Genomic DNA, 18,070 nt, shown 5'->3' with positions numbered 1-18,070 from the left:
CTCGTGCGGCTCGATGCCGGCGCCTGCGAGGGCGCGGTCGAGCACGGGAATAATCGCTTCGACATGGCTCCTCGACGCGATCTCAGGGACGACGCCGCCAAATCTCTGGTGGGGCTCGACCTGGGAGGCGATGATATTGGACGCCGCCCTCACAGTGCCGTTGCCGGTTACAACCGCGCACGATGTCTCATCACACGACGTCTCAAATGCCAGGATGACAATAGCCCCACCCTGTCCCGCGCTCACAGGAGACCCTCCTTCCACATTATTATCGCATCCTCATTGTTGTCGTGATAGTAACCTCTCCGGAGGCCGATCCGGGCGAACCCCAGCTTCTCGTAGAGCCTCTGGGCCGGCCTGTTGGAAACGCGCACCTCGAGGGTCATCCTCTTGGCCCCGCGAGAGGCTGCCACCGTCATCATGGAGCGAAGAAGCGTCTCCCCGATCCCCTGCCGGCGATAGTCCGGGTGAACGGCTATATTAGTTACATGAGCCTCATCCAGTATCAACCAGGTCCCTATATACCCTACGACCCGCTCACCCACGCTCGCCACCAGGTAGCATGCCCTGCTATTATGAAAAAGCTCAGAGGCAAATGCGTTCCTCGACCATGGCGTCGGAAAGGAAGCTGACTCGATCTCGATAACATGGTCGAGGTCCTCCTGTCGCATCAAACGGATCTCATAGACCTTTGTTCCCATACAAGTTCAGCCCCAGACTTTCTCAAATAGAATGGTGCCAGGGTAAATGGGTCATCCACATCTCCCGCCTCGATCCTGCATCTCGCAATCTCAGCGATGCTCGAGGCGTGCACCGCGGCCTGTATTCCCAGGGCCACATGCGCACGGGCCCTCTTGCCTGCCCTCGCAAACGCACCCTCGATTTCCGCCCGGTACCGGGCCGCCCCATCGCCTGTAAATAAGACATCCTCCCCCAGGCCTGCCATGTCCTCGATCACAACATCCACATCTACGATCGCAGGCTGGCTGGGGCGCCTTCCTTTGCCTGTACCTGGACGCTCGCCGCCCGGTTCACTAAGATCAAGACAATCATAGCTGGTATAGCTGGCCGCATAGACCTGCCGCCGCCGGGCAGCGATCATGGGGCAGATCACGCCTGGCCAGAATCTCATGGCATGTGCTAGGGCATCTAGCGTCAAAACCCCGGCAAGCGGGATCTTGAGCATGTAGGAGAGGGTCTTGGCCATCGTAACAGCTATCCGGACCCCTGTGAAGGAGCCCGGACCGACCCCAACGCCGATCCCGTTCATATCCCTCAACTTGAATCCCAGGTCACCCAGGAGGTGCCCGCAAATGGCCATAGTCTCCTCTGATCTCGCCCGCGTTACAGTAAAAAATACCTCTCCGATAGGGCCTGAATCATCAACCACCGCTACGCTCCCAATGGAGGCTGAGGTATCAAAGGCGAGCACGCGCATCTCTCACCAGCTCCTCAACCAGAGTTCTAAACCTCTCTCCACGCGGCACGAGCCTGATGCGCCGCACCCCATCCTCGACCACATCCAGGAAGATATCAAGCCTATCGCCTGGCAGTATCTCCCGGATCTTGTCAGCCCATTCTATAACGGTCGCGCCCTCACCGTAGATATAATCCTCATATCCTATGCATCCCATTTCCTCGCTGCTATCGACCTTGTAAACGTCGATATGATAAAAGGGCATCCTCGTGCCCTGATATTCATGAACAATGGTAAAGGTTGGGCTGGTAACCGGCTCCCTGACCCCGAGAGCCCGCCCCACCCCCTGGGCGAAACACGTCTTTCCGCTGCCGAGCCCGCCTATGAGGCAGACCACGTCACCCACCTTCAAGAGCCGGCCGAGAGCCTCGCCGAGCTCCCTGGTTTCACCCGGCGTATACGTCATGAAACTTACCTCGATAAACTCAGCCAAATGATCCACCCCATCCCCCTCGTCCCAGTTGAGAGAGGCCACCGCATGAAATGACCAGATGACCAGTTATGAAATAGCTAGTGTCGATTATAATACATTTGCCCATGGGTAGCAAGTCCAGGCCCAGCCTTCCAGCCTGCCCACCAGCCTGGCAACCTGCCGCCGGTCGCGCTGCCCCTACTACCCTTGCCCCTGCTACCCCCGGAGGAAACAAAAGCCCATCCTGCAATCCATAAACAGGCGGGCTTCCTGGCAACATCTATAGGTTATTATGCGCCCTTGATGGGATGAAAATCCTCCCCCCATTAAGAAACTTGAGAATCGCATCCAGCTCCAAACTTGATCGGAGACCCTGAATTCCTACCCCGGGGCCTCAAAAGGCTCTTAAGGGACTTGCCCACCTCCTGCAGACCCTTTTAACTCCATATATCTCACGATAAGGCTATCCAGTTCCTCACTTATTTTGCACATCTCATTTGAGGAGAGCACGCCCCCGCACTCACCGGCAAGGTGCCGGAGCCTGGCGCGAAGCACCTCGATCTCGTTAGAGATCACGTCAAGCATCAATTTCAATCTAGGCCCCCCTTGAGGGGCTCCCGCTAAGGAGCACCACATATATCATTATCCTTTCGATTAGACACTAGGCACCGTCCCATCGATTAGATATCACCTGGATATCACCTAATATATCACCCGTAATCCTCATTCCCCAAGCCCCACCGCACAATCCGCTGTTTTTTCAACATTCCCTGGACGTCCTGAACACTCAGCTTTCGAGCTTCCTTCATCTTGACGCCAACATCACGCCAACCTCGTCTCATTGCTTACTTACTTTACTTCGACACCCTTCTCTAATTTCCTCCAATTTAATTAAATTATTTGCAATGTTTTCGCGCCCTCTAAGCTTGCATATAAAAGTCGCCAGCCCACTGCGCGGCCTTCGGGCAACACCATACGGGATGCGGACCAACATAAAGGTCACGCCCTCACCTGGCCAGGCTTCGCCCTGGAAATCGGCCGCGATCCCGTCCTTTTTCAATTATGAGCACCCCGTTTACGATCACATACTCAATCCCGGCGGCATACTGGTGCGGCTCCGAATATGTCGCACAGTCAGCGATCCTCGCCGGGTCGAAGATCACTATATCAGCGAACATCCCCCTCGCCAGGATCCCCCTCCTCTTTAGCCCGATCTTGCGCGCGGGGGCGGAGGTCATCTTGCGCACAGCCTCCTCCAGGGTAAGAACCCCTCTCTCCCGCACGTATCTCGCCAATACCCGGGGGAACGCACCATAGCTCCGCGGGTGGGGCTTGCCCCTGCTCAGCGGGCCATCCTGCGCCCTTGCCCCGGCATCAGTCCCGATCATGCTCTCGGGGTGGCGCAGGACCAGGGTAACATCCTCCTCGCACATGCCAAATCTCACCGTCTGGGCCTCCCCGCCCTCCTCGAGCAGTAGCTCCACGACGACATCAAAAGGCTCCCTGCCTCGCTCCATTGCAATATCCAGGATGCTCTTCCCCTCGAGCGCCTTGTTCTTCTCCAGGCAGACAGCTGAGATGACTATATTCTCCCACCCAAAACCCCGGCCCTCACGCTCCTCCACCTCATCCCGGATCGCGCCCAGCACCCTCTTGTCTCGCAGGCGTTCAAGGAGCTTCTCGCGGCCGCCATCGAAAAGCCACTGCGGCAACACCACTGATAGGCCCGTCGATGAAGCGGTATAGGGGTAGACGTCGCACGTAACATCATTTCCCCTCTCCCTCGCCTCATCTATCATGGCCAGGGTCGTGGCGACCTTGCCCCAGTTTGCCCGGGAGCTGGCCTTGTGGTGGGAAATCTGAACAGGTATGCCTGCCCTCGCACCGATATCGATCGCCTCACGGGTTGCCTCAACAACATGGCAATCCTCGTTTCGGATGTGGCTGGCGTAAATGCCTCCCCGCCTCCCGGCGGCCCTCGCAAGCTCCACGAGCTCTTCCGTTGATGAATAGCTCGAAGGGGGGTATATGAGCCCGGTTGACAGCCCCCAGGCTCCTTCATCCATCGCCCTGGTTATGAGATCCCTCATTGTTTCCAGCTCCCCGGGGCTCGGAGCGCGACTCTCAAACCCCATAACGGCGGCCCTGACGGTGCCGTGGCCAATGAGACCAGCGACATTTACCGCGGTTTTCCTCTGGCTCAAGGCCTCCAGGTACTCGCCGAACCCCCGCCACGTCACCTTGATATCCAGGCTCGCAAGCCCCTGGCGCGCCTCACGCTCTGCAGCTCCGGCGAGCGGTGCGAGGGATGACCCGCAGTTCCCCACGACCTCCGTGGTGATGCCCTGCCTGATCTTGCTCTCCGCCCTGGGATCAGCCAGCAGGTTCTCATCTGAATGCGAGTGAATGTCTATAAAGCCCGGCGCCACAACCAGCCCGCTCGCATCGATAGTATGCGTCGCAGGGGTCTCTCCGCGCTCCGCCGGTTCCGCAGAGTATACTGCTGACCGCAGCACATCCGCGATATAATCCCGGCTCACCACGACATCCCCCGTAAAGGGGGGATTCCCGGTCCCATCCACGATCAAACCGTTCCTGATGATGAGATCGATCACCCTGACATCCTCTTCCTCTCTCTGGGGTTTTAATTCTCTCGGAGAGTTATTTTTCGGAGAGTTATTACCCATGATTTGAATTGCTCAACGCTCTAATGCTCAATGAAGGAAACGACTATAGATGGCTATATAAAATTATGCCATGCGGCTGTCTCTTGTGATTGCGTATGATGCATGTGAGAGTGTCTCATTGAAACCCTGTCAGGGCAGGAAATCGCCGCCGGATTCCGGGAGGGAGAGGTAGTCGAACGTAGCCTGGGCCAGTATAGCGGCGCCGATAGCGAGAGCGCGCTCATCAAAATCAAACCGCGGGTGATGGGAGGGAAAGGTGATACCGGCTTCCGGGTTGCCGGCACCCAGCATGATGAAAACCCCGGGGACGAGCTCGAGAAAATAGGAAAAGTCCTCGCCGCCCAGGGATGGCTCGATCTCGCGGATTACATTGGTGTCCCCTACGACCCTGGCCGCCGAGCGCGATGCGAGCTCCGCGATCCGGCCATCATTGACAGTGGGAGGATACCCCGGTATATGCGTAAACTCCGCTGATGCCCTCATGCCGCCCGCTATACCGCGCAGGAGGCGGTCTATCCTTCCCGGGAGCTCCATCCTTACCGCGGGGTTCAGGGTCCTGAGCGTGCCCGTCATGGCCACCTCGTCGGCTATGACGTTATGGCGATAGCCCCCGTGGATCGTCCCTATAGTCAGGACCACGGGGCTCATTGGGCTCACCTCGCGGCTCACTATCGTCTGCAGGGCGCTTATGACCTGCGCCGCCACGACTATGGCATCCACCGCCCTGTGGGGGGCCGCGCCATGACCGCCCTCACCCTTGATCCTTATCCGTATTTCATCGGTGGACGCGAGGGCTGCACCGCTCTTTATTGCCACCCTGCCAGCGGGGATTTCGGGCCAGATGTGTATCCCCAGTATCATATCAACCCTGGGGTTTTTAAGAACACCGGCCTCGATCATGGGCTTTGCCCCTCCGGGGCCCTCCTCAGCCGGCTGGAATATGAATTTTACGTTGCCGGGGAGCTTGTTCTGGTTCTTCAGGTCGGCTAGGAGCATCGCAGCCCCGAGTACCATGGCCACATGGCCGTCATGACCGCATGCGTGCATGACGCCGGGGATCCTCGACCGGTATGGAACATCCTTTTTATCCTGAATCGGCAACGCATCCATATCCGCCCTGATCGCCACGGTCTTCTCGCCCGCCCCGGCTGCACCTGTAACGTCACCGGCTCCCCTTAGAAGGCCAACAATCCCCGTCCCTGCGACGTTCTCTGTAACCTTCATCCCAAATTCCTGAAGCACCTGAGCAACAAGGCGGGATGTTTTAAATTCCATCCCGCCCAATTCGGGGTTCATGTGGATCGCGCGCCTGATCTCAATGAGCCTGGGCTCAATCCTCTTTGCGTTTTCAAGCATCACGCACTGCGACGACATACGCCACTCCCCCGCTGTAGTCATGGTAAATCTCCCGATTTTTTACATGCCACCCGTCATAACTCGTCATTTCATTATTTATATTTATGAATTTATGAAGCTACATCACAGATCGTTCAAATCATCCAGGCCCAGGCTGATCTCCAACGCCTTGTTGATTTTCTCCATGGTCCGCGGGTCCAGGTGGGATACCTTTTCCTTCAACCTGCGGGTATCGAGGGTTCGAATCTGCTCGAGCAGCGCCACCGAATCTACATCCAGCTTGCTCCTGGCCGCAGACAGTTCAACATGCGTGGGAAGCTTGGCCCGCTTGATTTTGGACGTTACAGCTGCAACTATGGTGGTCGGGCTGTACCGGTTCCCTATATCATTCTGCAAGATGATGACGGGACGAATGCCGCCCTGCTCGGAACCGATGACGGGGTTAAGGTCAGCGTAATAGATGTCGCCCCTCCTAATCATCATCCCTGGGCTCTTCACTCCCGACAAGATATGCCTCGTAATCATCCAGCACCCGGGCATCGACAGCGAGGGCGCCCTCAGCAAGTTCCTGGTTCAGGTTCGCCATTTTCAGGTAGCCATCCTTCATCCGCGTGCGTATCTCTGCCTTCCGCCTCTCCTTAATATAGCGGCGCATCGCCTCCCGGATGAACTCGCTCCTGTTGCGATTCTCCTTCCTGACAATGCCGTCCACTTCCGCTAGCAATGTATCCGGCAGGCATATCATGATCCTCTTGACCTCAGCCACCCTAGCACCCCCATATAGAAGACTTGCCGGATTATTCTATTGATCCTCTCATCACTAGTATATATTTAATTCTACACTACTATTATATAACACGCCTATATAACGCGCCTGTATGGCCTACGCGCTGTGGATAGAAAGTCCATGCACAGCCTCGGCTGCCTCCATCAACGCTTCTGAGAGCGTCGGGTGAGCATGGATCGTCTCGGCGAATTCGCACGCCGTTATCGATGACCTCACCGCGAGCGTGGCCTCGGCTATGAGCTCCGTCGCGTGCGGCCCGACGATCTGGACCCCGAGAAGTCTGTCAGTTTCCTTGTCGGCTACCATCTTGACGAAACCTTCAACCTCGTTCATGCTGACTGCCTTGCCGCTGGCCGCAAACGGAAATCTACCCACGGCCACTTCGATCCCATGCTCCCGCGCCTTATCCGCGGTCAGGCCCACGCTTGCGATCTCCGGCGCGGTGAAGATGCAGGCCGGCACAGCATCGTAATTCATCTGCTTCCTGCCGCCCATAATATTATGCGCCGCCACAATACCCTGAGCTGAAGCAACATGGGCAAGCAAGGTTTTTCCGGTCACATCGCCGATCGCGTAAATTCCTGGCACACTGGTGGCCATCATATCATCAACGATGATCTCCCCCTTGCGGCCTACATTGACGCCGGCGGATTCCAGCCCTATACCGTCCGAGTTGCACGCCCTGCCTACGGAAATGAGCGCTTTATCGCACACCACAGTCTCCCCGGACTCGAGGGTCGCCACGGCCTGGCCGTCGACCCTCGCGATCGACGTGATCTTAATGCCGGTTTTCACCTGCACGCCGCGCTTTCGCATGGCGGCCGACAATAGCCTCTGGATATCCTTATCCTCGGTCGGGAGGATTGATGACATAAGTTCTATTATGGTAACCTTGGTCCCGAGCGCCGAGAAAATGCAGGCAAACTCGCACCCGATAACGCCACCACCAACGATAAGGAGGGTGCCGGGAACCTCCCTGAGATTTAGAACCTCATCGCTCGTGAGGATGGTCTCCCCGTCGTGCTCGAAACCCGGGAATATCACAGGACGCGACCCGGTCGCGATGATGATGGTCCCGGCGCCCAGCACGACAGTGCCCTCGCCTGCCTGCGCTCCTGTTTCGCCATCCCGCACCGGCCGGGCATCCGGTCGAGCAGTCGCCTGCTGGCCCTCCAATTCCACCTCAACGGTTCTCGCCCCTGTAAGCCGGGCCTTCCCCTTGATGACGGTCACCTTGTGCTTTTTGAGGAGGAAGGCCACGCCGCCCCTCAACCGCTCCACGATCCTGTCCTTCCGGTCCATCATCGCCCCGAAATCGTAGCTGACTTCCCCGTCCCCGGCACGCACCCCGAAATCGCCGAGCCGCTTCACAAACTCAAGCGCAGAAGCGCTTGCGACAAGGGCCTTAGTAGGGATACAACCCCGATTGAGGCATGTGCCGCCCAAGTCAGCCTTCTCTACCAGGCAGACCCTGGAGCCAGCTCCGGCGCCGAGCTGCGCCGCCCGGATCGCTGCCACATAACCGCCGGGCCCTCCTCCGATCACGATAACGTCAAATTCATTGCTTGAGTTGCTGTTGCCAGAGTTGATGCCTGTACCAACATTCTCCCTATCATTCTCCCTGTTCATTGCCGAAAAACTCCCCCATAGCTGGAATTTCCATAGCCCGAGTCAATTTAGTTCAGCATCTTAGCTATTTGGAAGATAAATCCTCGGAACCCTCTTGCTTATGGCGCACACAATCTCGTAATTGATCGTTCCCGCAGCGTCCGCCACTTCCTCCGCAGTTATCTCTCTATTATCCTGCCTGCCGATGAGCACGGCCTCATCCCCGGCCTCCACCTCGAGATCACCCGCATCCACCATGCAGGTATCCATGCATATTGTGCCGACTATGGGACAGCGCTGCCCCTTTATCAGCACGTGCCCCTTATTTGAGAGGGCCCTTATCAGGCCATCAGCATACCCGATCGGGAGCGTTGCGATGGTCGTCGCGCAACGGGTTACATGGGTGCAACCATAGCTTACGGGCGTCCCGGCGGGAACCCTCTTGACATAGGCCACGCGCGTTTTCAGACTGAGAGCGGGCCGGAGGTCCAGGGTAGGGTTGGGGCTCGAGCCCGGGCCGTGATGCGAGGGCATTCTGCCCTGCAGACCAAAAGGGGAGAGCCCGTATATGATGATCCCGGCCCTCACCATGTTAAAATGGCTCTCCAGTAGGGTGAGAATCGCCGCGCTGTTGGCGGCATGCCGGATAGGGATCTTAATACCGCCCTCCGAGAGGCTGGCGAGGACCCCGTTAAACCTATCGAGCTGGACCCGGGCGAAATCGAGGTCGCTATCCGCCGTTGCAAAGTGCGTAAAAACCCCCTCGATCTCGATATTTGGCAGCGCGGCGAGCCTCCTCACAAAGCTCACGGCATCCCCGGGGGTGACGCCGATCCGGCTCATCCCCGTGTCTATTTTCACATGGACCTTGGCCCTCCGCCCCTCCTGGGTTGCGCATAAAGCCAGGGCCTCCGCGAATTCATAATCCGACACGGTAACCGTCAGTCCATAACGTAAAGCCCTCTTGGCCTGCGGGGGGAAGATCGTGCCCAATATGAGGATGGGCGCTATAATTCCGCTTTTGCGTAGGAGGATCCCCTCTTCGACCGTTGCCACGCCCAGCCAGGTCGCGCCGCTCCCGAGCACGGTAGCCGAGACCTTTTCGGCCCCGTGGCCATACGCATCAGCTTTTACGACGGCCATTATCTCCGGCCCCGGGCCTATCTTCCTGCGGATCTCCCGCATATTATGAGCTATATTATCCAGGTTGATCTCCGCCCGCGTCGGCCTATCCAGCATGTAATCCCACACTTAAACTCCACCTCTCCCGGCTCCGTGGCCCCGCAGCTCCTTACACCACATCTCCATCCCCGCATTGAGAGCTGCACCCGCGCCCGCGCGCGCCCCACCTGAAGCCTGAGGCCGCTACCGGCCTTTCCTGAGCCGTGTCTCCGCGAGCGGCAACCTCTCAAGGATATCCCCGGCGAGGAGCCCAGCCTCTCCTTTATCCTCCAGGGCCAAGTCGCCCGCGAGCCCGTGAATATAGACACCAGCGATGGCTGCCTCAAAAGGGGCCAGTCCCTGAGCGATCAGGCCGGCTATCGCGCCGGTTAACACGTCGCCGCTACCGGCAGTCGCCATCCCCGGGTTACCGGTGGGGTTTATATATGCAGCCCCCGATGGATCGGCGATAATCGTCCTCGCACCCTTAAAGACCACAACCTTGCCCCATTGCCTTGCCGCCCTGCAAGCTGTAGCAAGCCTGTCTCGTTTCACCTCGTTAACGTTGACGCCAAGGAGCCTGGCCATCTCCCCCCCATGAGGCGTCAGGACGAGAGGCGCCCGCGCGGCCCGGAGCACGGAGATGTCCTGGGCGATAGCATTGAGAGCATCCGCATCTACGACGGCTGGCATGTTGAGGGATACAAGCAGATTCCTGACAAGCTGGGCCGTTTCGCTATTTGTGGAAAGCCCCGGCCCTATAGCAAGCACATCCGCTCGCTTTGCAGTGCTTTCGATCATGCCTTGCGCGGCAATGCTCAAGGACCGCGCCTCCGTTTCGGGAAGCGGCCTTGTTATAACCTCTGTGAGCTTTATTTCCATCAAATCGTGAAGGCTCCGGGCAATGCCGAGGGTGACAAGGCCCGCCCCGGTACGCAAAGCCGAAAGACAGGTCAGCGCAGCAGCTCCTATCATTCCCTCGGACCCGGCGATCACGAGGATCCTCCCGAAATCGCCCTTGTGGGAATCGGGGTGCCTCGCGGGCAATAACCCCCGCACGTAACCGGACGTCGACATATTAAAGCGCAGCCTCTCGTCGGAGGCGAAGGCTGATGGTATGCCAATATCGGCGACAACGACGTTCCCCGCATAGAGCGCTCCGGGATACAGCATGAGCCCCACCTTGGGCAGGCCCATTGTCACGGTATATGATGCCCTGACGCACCTCCCTGCAACCCCTCCCGTATCGGCGTCAACGCCTGACGGTATATCCACAGAGATGACGGGGCGGGAGGAATCGTTTATCGCCTCGATGACAAGAGCTGCAAGCCCGCTAATCTCCCCCTTGAAACCCGTGCCGAAAATCGCATCGATTACGATATCGGAGATGGATATGGCGACCCGGGCCTTGTGCAATTCACCCTGGGATAGCTCTTCAACCTCGAGTCCCATCCTGGCGAGCGCCGCGAGGTTGACTGCGGCATCACCCTTGACCTCCTCCTTCTTGCCCAGGAGGAAAGCCTTGACCCGTGCCCCCCTATTTGCGAGGTAGCGAGCCGCAACAAACCCGTCCCCACCGTTATTCCCCTTGCCCGCGAAGATGCAAACCCGGCGGCCGGCAACGTTCCCGGCCGTGTCCCCGTCCCCAGCCGCACCTCCGCCATCGCAGCCGGACCCGCTAACGGTAAGACTACCAAGCACCCTGCCGGCGGCATCCGCAACGGCGCGACCGGCGTTCTCCATCAAGACGATCCCCGGGATCCCGATATCCTCAATTGTCCTGCGGTCGATCTCCCTCATTTCCCCGGCAGTCACAACTTTCATGAGATGCATGGTCACCCCCAACTGCAATGGCGAAGGCGATCGCATAGCTATCGCAATGAGACAGGCTGACAAACACCTGGCCGACCCCGAGGCGCCTGGCAACGTCTACCGCCCTTCCGTGAAGGACGACCGCTGGCGCCCCCGATGGGTTCTCGACGATCTCGATCTCGTTCCACCCAAACCCTCTTACGCCGGTCCCAAGGGCCTTTGCAACCGCCTCCTTCGCCGCAAAACGAGCGGCGAGACCATGATAGCGGCCATCCCTCGCGCATTCAAGCTCCCGCGGGGTAAATACCCTTTCGCTGAGCCTGTCACCCTTGCGGACCATGAGCTCGGCTATGCGCCCTATCTCGATCATGTCCACGCCGATGCCCTTTATCATCATTAGCAACCCTATCTATTCCATCTATTCCATCTATTCCACGGTTACGCTCTTTGCCAGATTCCTCGGTTTATCCACGTCGCACCCGCGCGCCACAGCCGCATAATAGGCGAAAAGCTGGAGCGGGACAACGGAAAGCACCGGCGTAAGCAGGGGGTCCACCTTTGGGATATGAATTACATAATCGACAAGCTTCCCAATGGTTTCATCGCCCTCGAAAGCCAGGGCGATCACTGTTGCGTCCCTCGCCTTGACTTCCTTGATATTGCTCAACATCTTTTCATACACATCAAGCTGCGTGGTGAGGGCAAACACCGGCACCCCCTGGACGATGAGCGCGAGGGTCCCGTGCTTCAACTCGCCCGCCGCATATGCCTCGGCGCGGATATATGAAACCTCTTTCAGCTTGAGGCTGCCCTCCATGGATACAGCGTAGTCAAGGCCCCTCCCGATGAAGAAAACATCCTCGCACCTAGCGAACTCCCTCGCAAAATCCCTCACCCGCTCCTCGTGGCGCCCGAACAGCATATCAACATGCTGGGGCAGCTGCCTGATCTCCTCAACAAGGCGCTTGCTGTCCTCGGGCTTGAGGGCCCCCGCCCTCCTGCCCAGGTATATCCCGAACAGGTAGAGGCTCACAAGCTGCGCCACGTATGCCTTAGTGGACGCGACCGCGATCTCCGGCCCTGCCCACGTATGAATTACGTCATCCGCTTCGCGCGCGACGGAGCTCCCAACCACATTCGTTATCGCGAGGACCCGCGAGCCGCGCGCCCTTGCCTCACGCAGGCCGGCAAGCGTGTCCGCCGTCTCCCCCGACTGGCTTATCACGATGGTGAGCACGTCAGGCCCCACCATCGGGTCGCTATACCTGAACTCAGAAGCTAGTTCAACCTCCACAGGGATCCGGGCGAGCCTCTCGATCACCTTTTTCCCGACGAGCCCGGCATGGTAGGCCGTCCCACACGCTACGATGGCGATCTTCTTCAGGCGCCGGAGGTAATCATCATCGAGCTCGAAATCCTCGAGCGAGACCTCCCCGGTCCTGCCATTTATGCGGCCTGCGAGCGTATCCCGGATGGCCCGCGGCTCTTCGTGGATTTCCTTCAACATGAAGTGTTCATACCCGCCCTTTTCGATCAAACCGGGCCCCCACTTGACATCGAGGACATCCTTGGCAACGGGCTCACCATCAAAGGTCGATACCCTGACCCCATCCCTCGTCAGGACGGCCATCTCCCCGTCATCCAGGACTATTACCCTGTTGGTCCAGGCAAGCAGGGCGGGTATGTCGGATGCGAGGAAGTTCTCGCCATCCCCGAGGCCGACGATGAGGGGGCTGTTCTTTCGCGCAACAACTATCCTGTCCGGCTCGCGCTGGCTCATAACCGCGATAGCGAATGAACCCTGTGCCCGCCCTATAGCCTCCCGGACGGCCGCCTCGAGCTCCCCATCATTGACGGGGTCGTCCCCTTCGCTGTCACCAGGTCCTCCCCTGTAAAACTCCTCCACAAGGTGCGGCAGGACCTCTGTATCCGTCTCCGATTTGAAGGTATGACCCCTGGATTCCAGCCACTCCTTCAGCTCGAGGTAGTTCTCGATAATGCCGTTGTGGACCACGACGAACTCGCCGGAGCAATCCGCGTGCGGGTGGGCGTTTATATCAGAAGGACGACCATGGGTCGCCCACCGCGTATGGCCTATGCCGGCCGAGCCCCCGGGTTCATCGCCCTTCAGCATCTCCTCGAGTCGCGCGATCCTGCCCTCGGCCTTTCGCACTTCTATTCTATCACGATCATAAACCGCCAGGCCAGATGAATCGTAGCCCCGATATTCCAATTTCTTAAGATTCTCCAGGAGGATCGGCGTTGCCTGTTTATCGCCGATATACCCTACTATCCCACACATTCCTGTCCCTTTCCCCCTTCTCAACTGGCTGCTAACTAGCACAATTCCTCCTCTATGACGCGCGCGACATCGTTTACTGCACTCTCAACAATTGATGCATCGGGGCCCTCCCCAAGGATCCTAACCAGGGGCTCCGTGCCCGAGCACCGTACAAATATACGGCCTTCACCCAAAAGCCTTCCCTCCGCGCTCTCTATGGCCTTCGCTATGCGGTGGTTATTCTCAAGCCCGCTCTTATCGTGGACCCTCACATTCACCAACACCTGGGGGTAGGTCTCCATTATGGCTGCAAGCTCCGAGAGGCATTTGCCGGTCCTCTTCATGACGGAAAGCAGCTGGAGGGCGGTTATCAGCCCATCGCCAGTCGTATTATGATCGAGGAAAATTACATGTCCAGACTGCTCTCCGCCGAGGGCGGCTCCGCGCTTGAGCATCTCCTCGAGCACATACCGGTCGCCGGCTCTGGTCATGATCACCTGGCCACCCTCTCTTTCAAGGGCGCGCACAAGCCCGAGATTGCTGTAAACGGTCGCAACGATGGTATTCCCGGGCAGGGAGCCGTTCCGGAGCCTGTCGAGGCCACAGATCGCCATGATGTGGTCGCCATCCACGATATGTCCATTCTCATCGATGGCTATGAGCCTGTCGGCATCGCCATCGTGAGCCAACCCCAGGTCCGCCCCATGCTCCTTGACGGCCTCTTGCGCCCTCTCGGGATGCGTGGATCCACAATCGACATTTATATTCACGCCGTTTGGCTCAACGTTGATGGGGATAACCGTTGCCCCCAACTCTGACAGGACGCGGGGCGCAACCCGGTAAGCTGCGCCGTGAGCGCAGTCAATTACTATCCTGTAACCCGAGAGATCTATCTCAGCAGTCTTCATAATATAGCGCGCATATAGATCCTCGGCGTCCGCGACGGCCCGCACCATGCCTATCCCCCCGCCCGTCGGCCGCGGGATATCCTCGTAGGCCTGGCCGTCCAGCGCCAACTGCTCGATCAGCTCCTCATCCTCATCGAGGAGCTTGAAGCCATCTGACGAGAAAAACTTTATCCCGTTATACTCTACTGGATTATGAGACGCCGAGATAACGACCCCGGCGTGGGCCTTGAGCTCCCTCGTCAAAAAAGCGACTCCTGGCGTTGGGATCACGCCGACCTTCAACACCTCGGCCCCGCAGGACGTCATGCCCGCAATCAGGGCAGCCTCCAGCATATCCCCGGATATCCGCGTATCGCGCCCCAGCACTATTCTAGGATGGTCAAAGCCCTTTCTCAATAACATGGCGCCGCCGGCCCTGCCCAGCTTGAATGCGAGCTCAGGCGAGAGCCCCGCATTTGCCACATCCCTAACCCCGTCGGTCCCGAAAAGCCTGCCCATATCCTTCAAAACCCACCTCCGGGAAATCTCAAATCATAAAATTATAAAGCTATAACGCTTAGCTACAGAGTTAGCTATAGAGCTATAACGGTTTGCTATAGGCTATAACGCTTCGCTACAGGCTACAGCGCTTCGCCATAGCACTCTTTAGGCTCAAGGGCTCTCGGGAGGAGCAGCCGGAAGGGGCGCGATCTCTGCCTTCACCTTCACAACCGGCGGGTGCACCGTCACACTCTCCACCGGCGCCCCCGAAGCGTCCACAGCACGCGGCTCAACAACCTGCTCTAGAACCCCAGCCTTGTCACCCAGATCGATCCTGGCGACAACGGACTGAACCCTCTCCACCAAGCTGAAAGGCCCTGTTACAGTCACCTGGCCGGGCTCCGCCACCGGCTCCGAAACCAGGAAGCCTCCCCCGGGGAATTCAAAGATAGCAATGGTTATCGGGATAGTCTTCGAAACCACCCTCTGAAGCTCGACCGCGATCTCGGGGGGATCGATCTCCTCAATGGAGAGCCCCACCGGGGCCTGGGCCTCGACACGTAGAATATGGCGGCCTTCGGCCAGGCCCGAGAGGGAAACATATGCTTTCACCTGCGAGGCAGCCTCCCGGACCCTAGCCCTGGAACCACGCACGGTAAGCACCACGGAGCTGCGCTCAGGAACCGCGATGAACCCCTGGTCCGGGCCCCGCAGCTCAACAGGGGCATCCATGACCCGCTCCACCTGGACCTGGACCTCGACCCCCGGCTGAGCAGGGGCGGGCTTCGGTGTCCTTACCACCCTCGAGCCCGTGTCCGCAGCCACGACAAACCATATCACGATGGCGAGGAACAGTGCGAGAAGCCTGGTTGAGAAGTCCTGGTCGAAAAGCCCTCTCACCGGACCTCACCCCTGACCCATTCCCAGAAGCTGGACCTTTTCCTGGCCGCAGGCGCCAGGAGGCTGGCCAGCTTCTGCTTCAGGCTCGCCTCATCAAGATGGCGGGTCAACCTCCCGCCAGACGCTATGGAGATCGCCCCAGTCTCCTCAGACACGACCACCGCTACCGCATCAGTCTGCTCAGAAATGCCCAGGGCCGCCCTGTGGCGGGTCCCGAGCCGCTTGCTCAGGTTGGGATTCTCGGTTAGCGGCAAATAACAACTGGCCGCGGCGATTCTACCGCCGCGGATGATTACTGACCCGTCGTGAAGCGGGGTGTTCGGTATAAATATATTCATGAGAAGCTCGGTGGATACTGCGGCATCCATCCTGACACCCGTTTCGACAAAATCCTGCAAGCCTGTATCACGTTCCATAACGATCAGGGCGCCGATCTTTTGAGCCGAAAGGGATGAAGCTGCTCTTGCAATTTCTCCTATGGAGCGGGCCGCATCCTCGCGCGAAAAAAGATCGAAACTCGCGCCAAAAAGCCTCCCCCTGCCGATCTGTTCGAGGGCACGCCGCAGCTCGGGCATGAAGACAATGGGCAGGGCGACGAAGACCATGGTAATGGTCTGCTGGAGAAGCCAATAGACCGTGGTGAGCCCGAGTATCCTGCTCGCAAGGTTGGCGATGAACAACACCGCCAGCCCCTTTATGAGCGATATGGCCCTCGTGCCCCGTATCAGCACCAATATCCGGTAAATAACATACGCCACGATCAGGATATCAGCCACCACGGCCACGGCCCTGGCCGCGTTCATATGCAGCAGCACATCTCTCAACCTGGCGAAATCCAAACTAACAGGCATTGCCCGCCCTCCCGAGACGCCGGGTCTCCGTCATGCCGGACTTTTCACCGGACGATTCTATCATACCCTTCTTTAGCTGGGCGCGCAAGTGCCTGGGATAAACTCCCGGACGAACCCCTAGGCACCGTATTTCATGAGCTTCAGTGCATTCGCCATGGCAAGCGGCATGACGCCGAGGGTGGGGAACCGCCCCAGGCTTCCGAGGCGGCATTCACGCTCGCCGAAGCTCGATATTCCATCAGGCCGGCACCACCTGGAATACAGGAGGACCGGGACGGGGTGCCAGCTATGAGCCTTGAGCCTCGCTGGCGTCGAGTGATCGCCCGTTATGATTATGACATCCGGGTCGAGCGCTGTAAGCCGGGGGATGGACCTGTCGAGCTCCTCTATAATCTCCACGCGGCGCTGGAACTTGCCGTCCTCCCCTGAGCTATCCGTCTCCTTTACGTGGACGTAGAAGAAGTCATAGCGGCCATAATTCTCTTCCAGTGTCCGGAACTCATCCTCGATCGTCGTGCCCGTCGGGATGACCTCCATACCTACAAGCCTCGCCACGCCGCGGTACATCGGGTAGGTAGCGATCGCGGCCGGCGTCAGCTTGAATATCTCGCCCATGGTAGGAATGTTGGGATGCTTCGCAAACCCGCGCAGCAACAGCATATTGGCGGGGTGCTTGTCCGCCAGCATAGATTTAGCTTTGGCTATGAATTCGTTCACGCAGCGGGCGGTCTTATCTGCATCCGGTGCGAGGGCCTCAACCGTTTTGGGGAATTTCCCCTCCTTCTGGGGATCCGAGTCCGTCACGTTTCCGGACAGGCCTTCGCCCCTAAAGATCACGACAAACCTGTGAATCTTGCCCGGCTTGATGATCACCTCTGCACCATCCACCTTGATGCCCTCGAGCAGCTTGCAGAGCTCCTTCGTCTTCTCGGTCTCGATCCGCCCGGCGCGCCTGTCGATGACCCTGCCCTCGCTGTCGACGGTGCAAAAGTTGCCACGCGCGGCAACATCGGTCCGCTCCAGTTCAAACCCTATGCCCAGAGCCTCGAGAACGCCACGCCCGATTTCGTGCTCGAGCGGGTTATATCCGAAGAGCGCGAGGTGCGAAGGGCCGCTTCCCGGGGTTATGCCAAGGCCCACGGGGTCTATGAGCCCGCAGACCGACTTTCTCATCAAGGCGTCGATATTCGGCTTTCGAGCCGACTCGAGTTCGGTGAGATTTGTTTCCGGGTCGGGCAGCCCCCCGAGGCCATCCACGACCACCATGACGATCTTGGTGTCCGTCTTCATGGAGAGCTTGCTTATCACTTCCATGTTGATCACGATACCATGCCCCCTGTTACAGTGATT

General features: G+C 58.5%; 18 protein-coding genes. All 18 read right to left on the bottom strand.

The annotated features are described in order from the left end of the window. A partial coding sequence (locus tag HPY71_08275) for a tRNA (adenosine(37)-N6)-threonylcarbamoyltransferase complex transferase subunit TsaD (protein ID NPV53507.1) occupies positions 1 to 222 on the bottom strand: 222 nt, incomplete at its 3' end. Between the two features lie 20 nt (positions 223 to 242). Continuing rightward, on the bottom strand, positions 243 to 701 hold the full coding sequence (gene rimI, locus HPY71_08270) for a ribosomal protein S18-alanine N-acetyltransferase (protein NPV53506.1): 459 nt from the start codon (positions 699 to 701) through the stop codon (positions 243 to 245). Then, complete coding sequence (gene tsaB, locus HPY71_08265; GenBank protein ID NPV53505.1) at positions 671 to 1,438, bottom strand: tRNA (adenosine(37)-N6)-threonylcarbamoyltransferase complex dimerization subunit type 1 TsaB; 768 nt, start codon at positions 1,436 to 1,438, stop codon at positions 671 to 673. The genes rimI and tsaB overlap by 31 nt, the downstream gene beginning before the upstream one ends. After that, complete coding sequence (gene tsaE / locus HPY71_08260; protein ID NPV53504.1) at positions 1,419 to 1,883, bottom strand: tRNA (adenosine(37)-N6)-threonylcarbamoyltransferase complex ATPase subunit type 1 TsaE; 465 nt, start codon at positions 1,881 to 1,883, stop codon at positions 1,419 to 1,421. Before tsaE ends, tsaB begins: the two co-directional genes overlap by 20 nt. 411 nt (positions 1,884 to 2,294) lie before the next feature. Beyond that, positions 2,295 to 2,483, bottom strand: coding sequence for an aspartyl-phosphate phosphatase Spo0E family protein (locus HPY71_08255; protein ID NPV53503.1), 189 nt, complete (start codon positions 2,481 to 2,483; stop codon positions 2,295 to 2,297). 413 nt (positions 2,484 to 2,896) lie between these two features. Further along, entirely contained in the window at positions 2,897 to 4,504 is a 1,608-nt protein-coding gene (locus HPY71_08250) for a D-aminoacylase (GenBank protein NPV53502.1), read from the bottom strand. 201 nt (positions 4,505 to 4,705) lie between these two features. Beyond that, positions 4,706 to 5,950 (bottom strand): amidohydrolase, encoded by a 1,245-nt coding sequence (locus HPY71_08245; GenBank protein ID NPV53501.1) that lies wholly within the window; start codon positions 5,948 to 5,950, stop codon positions 4,706 to 4,708. Positions 5,951 to 6,055: 105 nt separating this feature from the next. Continuing rightward, positions 6,056 to 6,415: a type II toxin-antitoxin system PemK/MazF family toxin gene (locus tag HPY71_08240; protein ID NPV53500.1), complete on the bottom strand. Its 360-nt coding sequence runs from the start codon at positions 6,413 to 6,415 to the stop codon at positions 6,056 to 6,058. Beyond that, positions 6,405 to 6,698, bottom strand: coding sequence for a ribbon-helix-helix protein, CopG family (locus tag HPY71_08235; protein NPV53499.1), 294 nt, complete (start codon positions 6,696 to 6,698; stop codon positions 6,405 to 6,407). The genes HPY71_08240 and HPY71_08235 overlap by 11 nt, the downstream gene beginning before the upstream one ends. A 117-nt stretch (positions 6,699 to 6,815) precedes the next feature. Next, positions 6,816 to 8,348, bottom strand: coding sequence for a dihydrolipoyl dehydrogenase (gene lpdA, locus HPY71_08230; GenBank protein NPV53498.1), 1,533 nt, complete (start codon positions 8,346 to 8,348; stop codon positions 6,816 to 6,818). Between the two features lie 60 nt (positions 8,349 to 8,408). After that, on the bottom strand, positions 8,409 to 9,566 hold the full coding sequence (alr, locus tag HPY71_08225; protein ID NPV53497.1) for an alanine racemase: 1,158 nt from the start codon (positions 9,564 to 9,566) through the stop codon (positions 8,409 to 8,411). A 126-nt stretch (positions 9,567 to 9,692) separates the two neighbouring features. Further along, positions 9,693 to 11,312, bottom strand: coding sequence for an NAD(P)H-hydrate dehydratase (locus HPY71_08220; GenBank protein ID NPV53496.1), 1,620 nt, complete (start codon positions 11,310 to 11,312; stop codon positions 9,693 to 9,695). Next, positions 11,260 to 11,694, bottom strand: a complete 435-nt coding sequence (gene acpS / locus HPY71_08215) for a holo-ACP synthase (GenBank protein ID NPV53495.1) — start codon at positions 11,692 to 11,694, stop codon at positions 11,260 to 11,262. The genes HPY71_08220 and acpS overlap by 53 nt, the downstream gene beginning before the upstream one ends. 33 nt (positions 11,695 to 11,727) lie before the next feature. Further along, positions 11,728 to 13,602, bottom strand: coding sequence for a glutamine--fructose-6-phosphate transaminase (isomerizing) (glmS, locus tag HPY71_08210; protein ID NPV53494.1), 1,875 nt, complete (start codon positions 13,600 to 13,602; stop codon positions 11,728 to 11,730). Positions 13,603 to 13,637: 35 nt separating this feature from the next. Continuing rightward, positions 13,638 to 14,987, bottom strand: a complete 1,350-nt coding sequence (locus HPY71_08205) for a phosphoglucosamine mutase (GenBank protein ID NPV53493.1) — start codon at positions 14,985 to 14,987, stop codon at positions 13,638 to 13,640. A gap of 153 nt (positions 14,988 to 15,140) precedes the next feature. Further along, positions 15,141 to 15,869, bottom strand: a complete 729-nt coding sequence (locus tag HPY71_08200; protein NPV53492.1) for a hypothetical protein — start codon at positions 15,867 to 15,869, stop codon at positions 15,141 to 15,143. Further along, positions 15,866 to 16,672 carry a TIGR00159 family protein gene (locus tag HPY71_08195; GenBank protein NPV53491.1) on the bottom strand — a complete coding sequence of 269 codons (807 nt, stop codon included), beginning with the start codon at positions 16,670 to 16,672 and terminating at the stop codon, positions 15,866 to 15,868. Before HPY71_08195 ends, HPY71_08200 begins: the two co-directional genes overlap by 4 nt. Positions 16,673 to 16,837: 165 nt before the next feature. Further along, positions 16,838 to 18,043 (bottom strand): 2,3-bisphosphoglycerate-independent phosphoglycerate mutase, encoded by a 1,206-nt coding sequence (locus HPY71_08190; GenBank protein ID NPV53490.1) that lies wholly within the window; start codon positions 18,041 to 18,043, stop codon positions 16,838 to 16,840. Positions 18,044 to 18,070: the final 27 nt, after the last annotated feature.

It is taken from the genome of Bacillota bacterium (assembly GCA_013178125.1).
In the GTDB taxonomy this organism is placed as follows: domain Bacteria; phylum Bacillota; class SHA-98; order Ch115; family JABLXJ01; genus JABLXL01.
Note: the sequence above shows the minus strand (reverse complement) of the source record. Positions and strands in the feature narration are given on the sequence as shown.

Coding starts and splice junctions, on each gene's coding strand:
- HPY71_08240 (NPV53500.1), bottom strand. CDS start 6,415: ATGATGATTAGGAGGGGCGACATCTATTACGCTGACCTTAACCCCGTC.
- HPY71_08220 (NPV53496.1), bottom strand. CDS start 11,312: ATGAAAGTTGTGACTGCCGGGGAAATGAGGGAGATCGACCGCAGGACA.
- HPY71_08205 (NPV53493.1), bottom strand. CDS start 14,987: ATGGGCAGGCTTTTCGGGACCGACGGGGTTAGGGATGTGGCAAATGCG.
- acpS (NPV53495.1), bottom strand. CDS start 11,694: ATGATAAAGGGCATCGGCGTGGACATGATCGAGATAGGGCGCATAGCC.
- glmS (NPV53494.1), bottom strand. CDS start 13,602: ATGTGTGGGATAGTAGGGTATATCGGCGATAAACAGGCAACGCCGATC.
- tsaE (NPV53504.1), bottom strand. CDS start 1,883: ATGACGTATACGCCGGGTGAAACCAGGGAGCTCGGCGAGGCTCTCGGC.
- alr (NPV53497.1), bottom strand. CDS start 9,566: ATGCTGGATAGGCCGACGCGGGCGGAGATCAACCTGGATAATATAGCT.
- lpdA (NPV53498.1), bottom strand. CDS start 8,348: ATGAACAGGGAGAATGATAGGGAGAATGTTGGTACAGGCATCAACTCT.
- HPY71_08245 (NPV53501.1), bottom strand. CDS start 5,950: ATGTCGTCGCAGTGCGTGATGCTTGAAAACGCAAAGAGGATTGAGCCC.
- HPY71_08195 (NPV53491.1), bottom strand. CDS start 16,672: ATGAACGCGGCCAGGGCCGTGGCCGTGGTGGCTGATATCCTGATCGTG.
- tsaB (NPV53505.1), bottom strand. CDS start 1,438: ATGCGCGTGCTCGCCTTTGATACCTCAGCCTCCATTGGGAGCGTAGCG.
- rimI (NPV53506.1), bottom strand. CDS start 701: ATGGGAACAAAGGTCTATGAGATCCGTTTGATGCGACAGGAGGACCTC.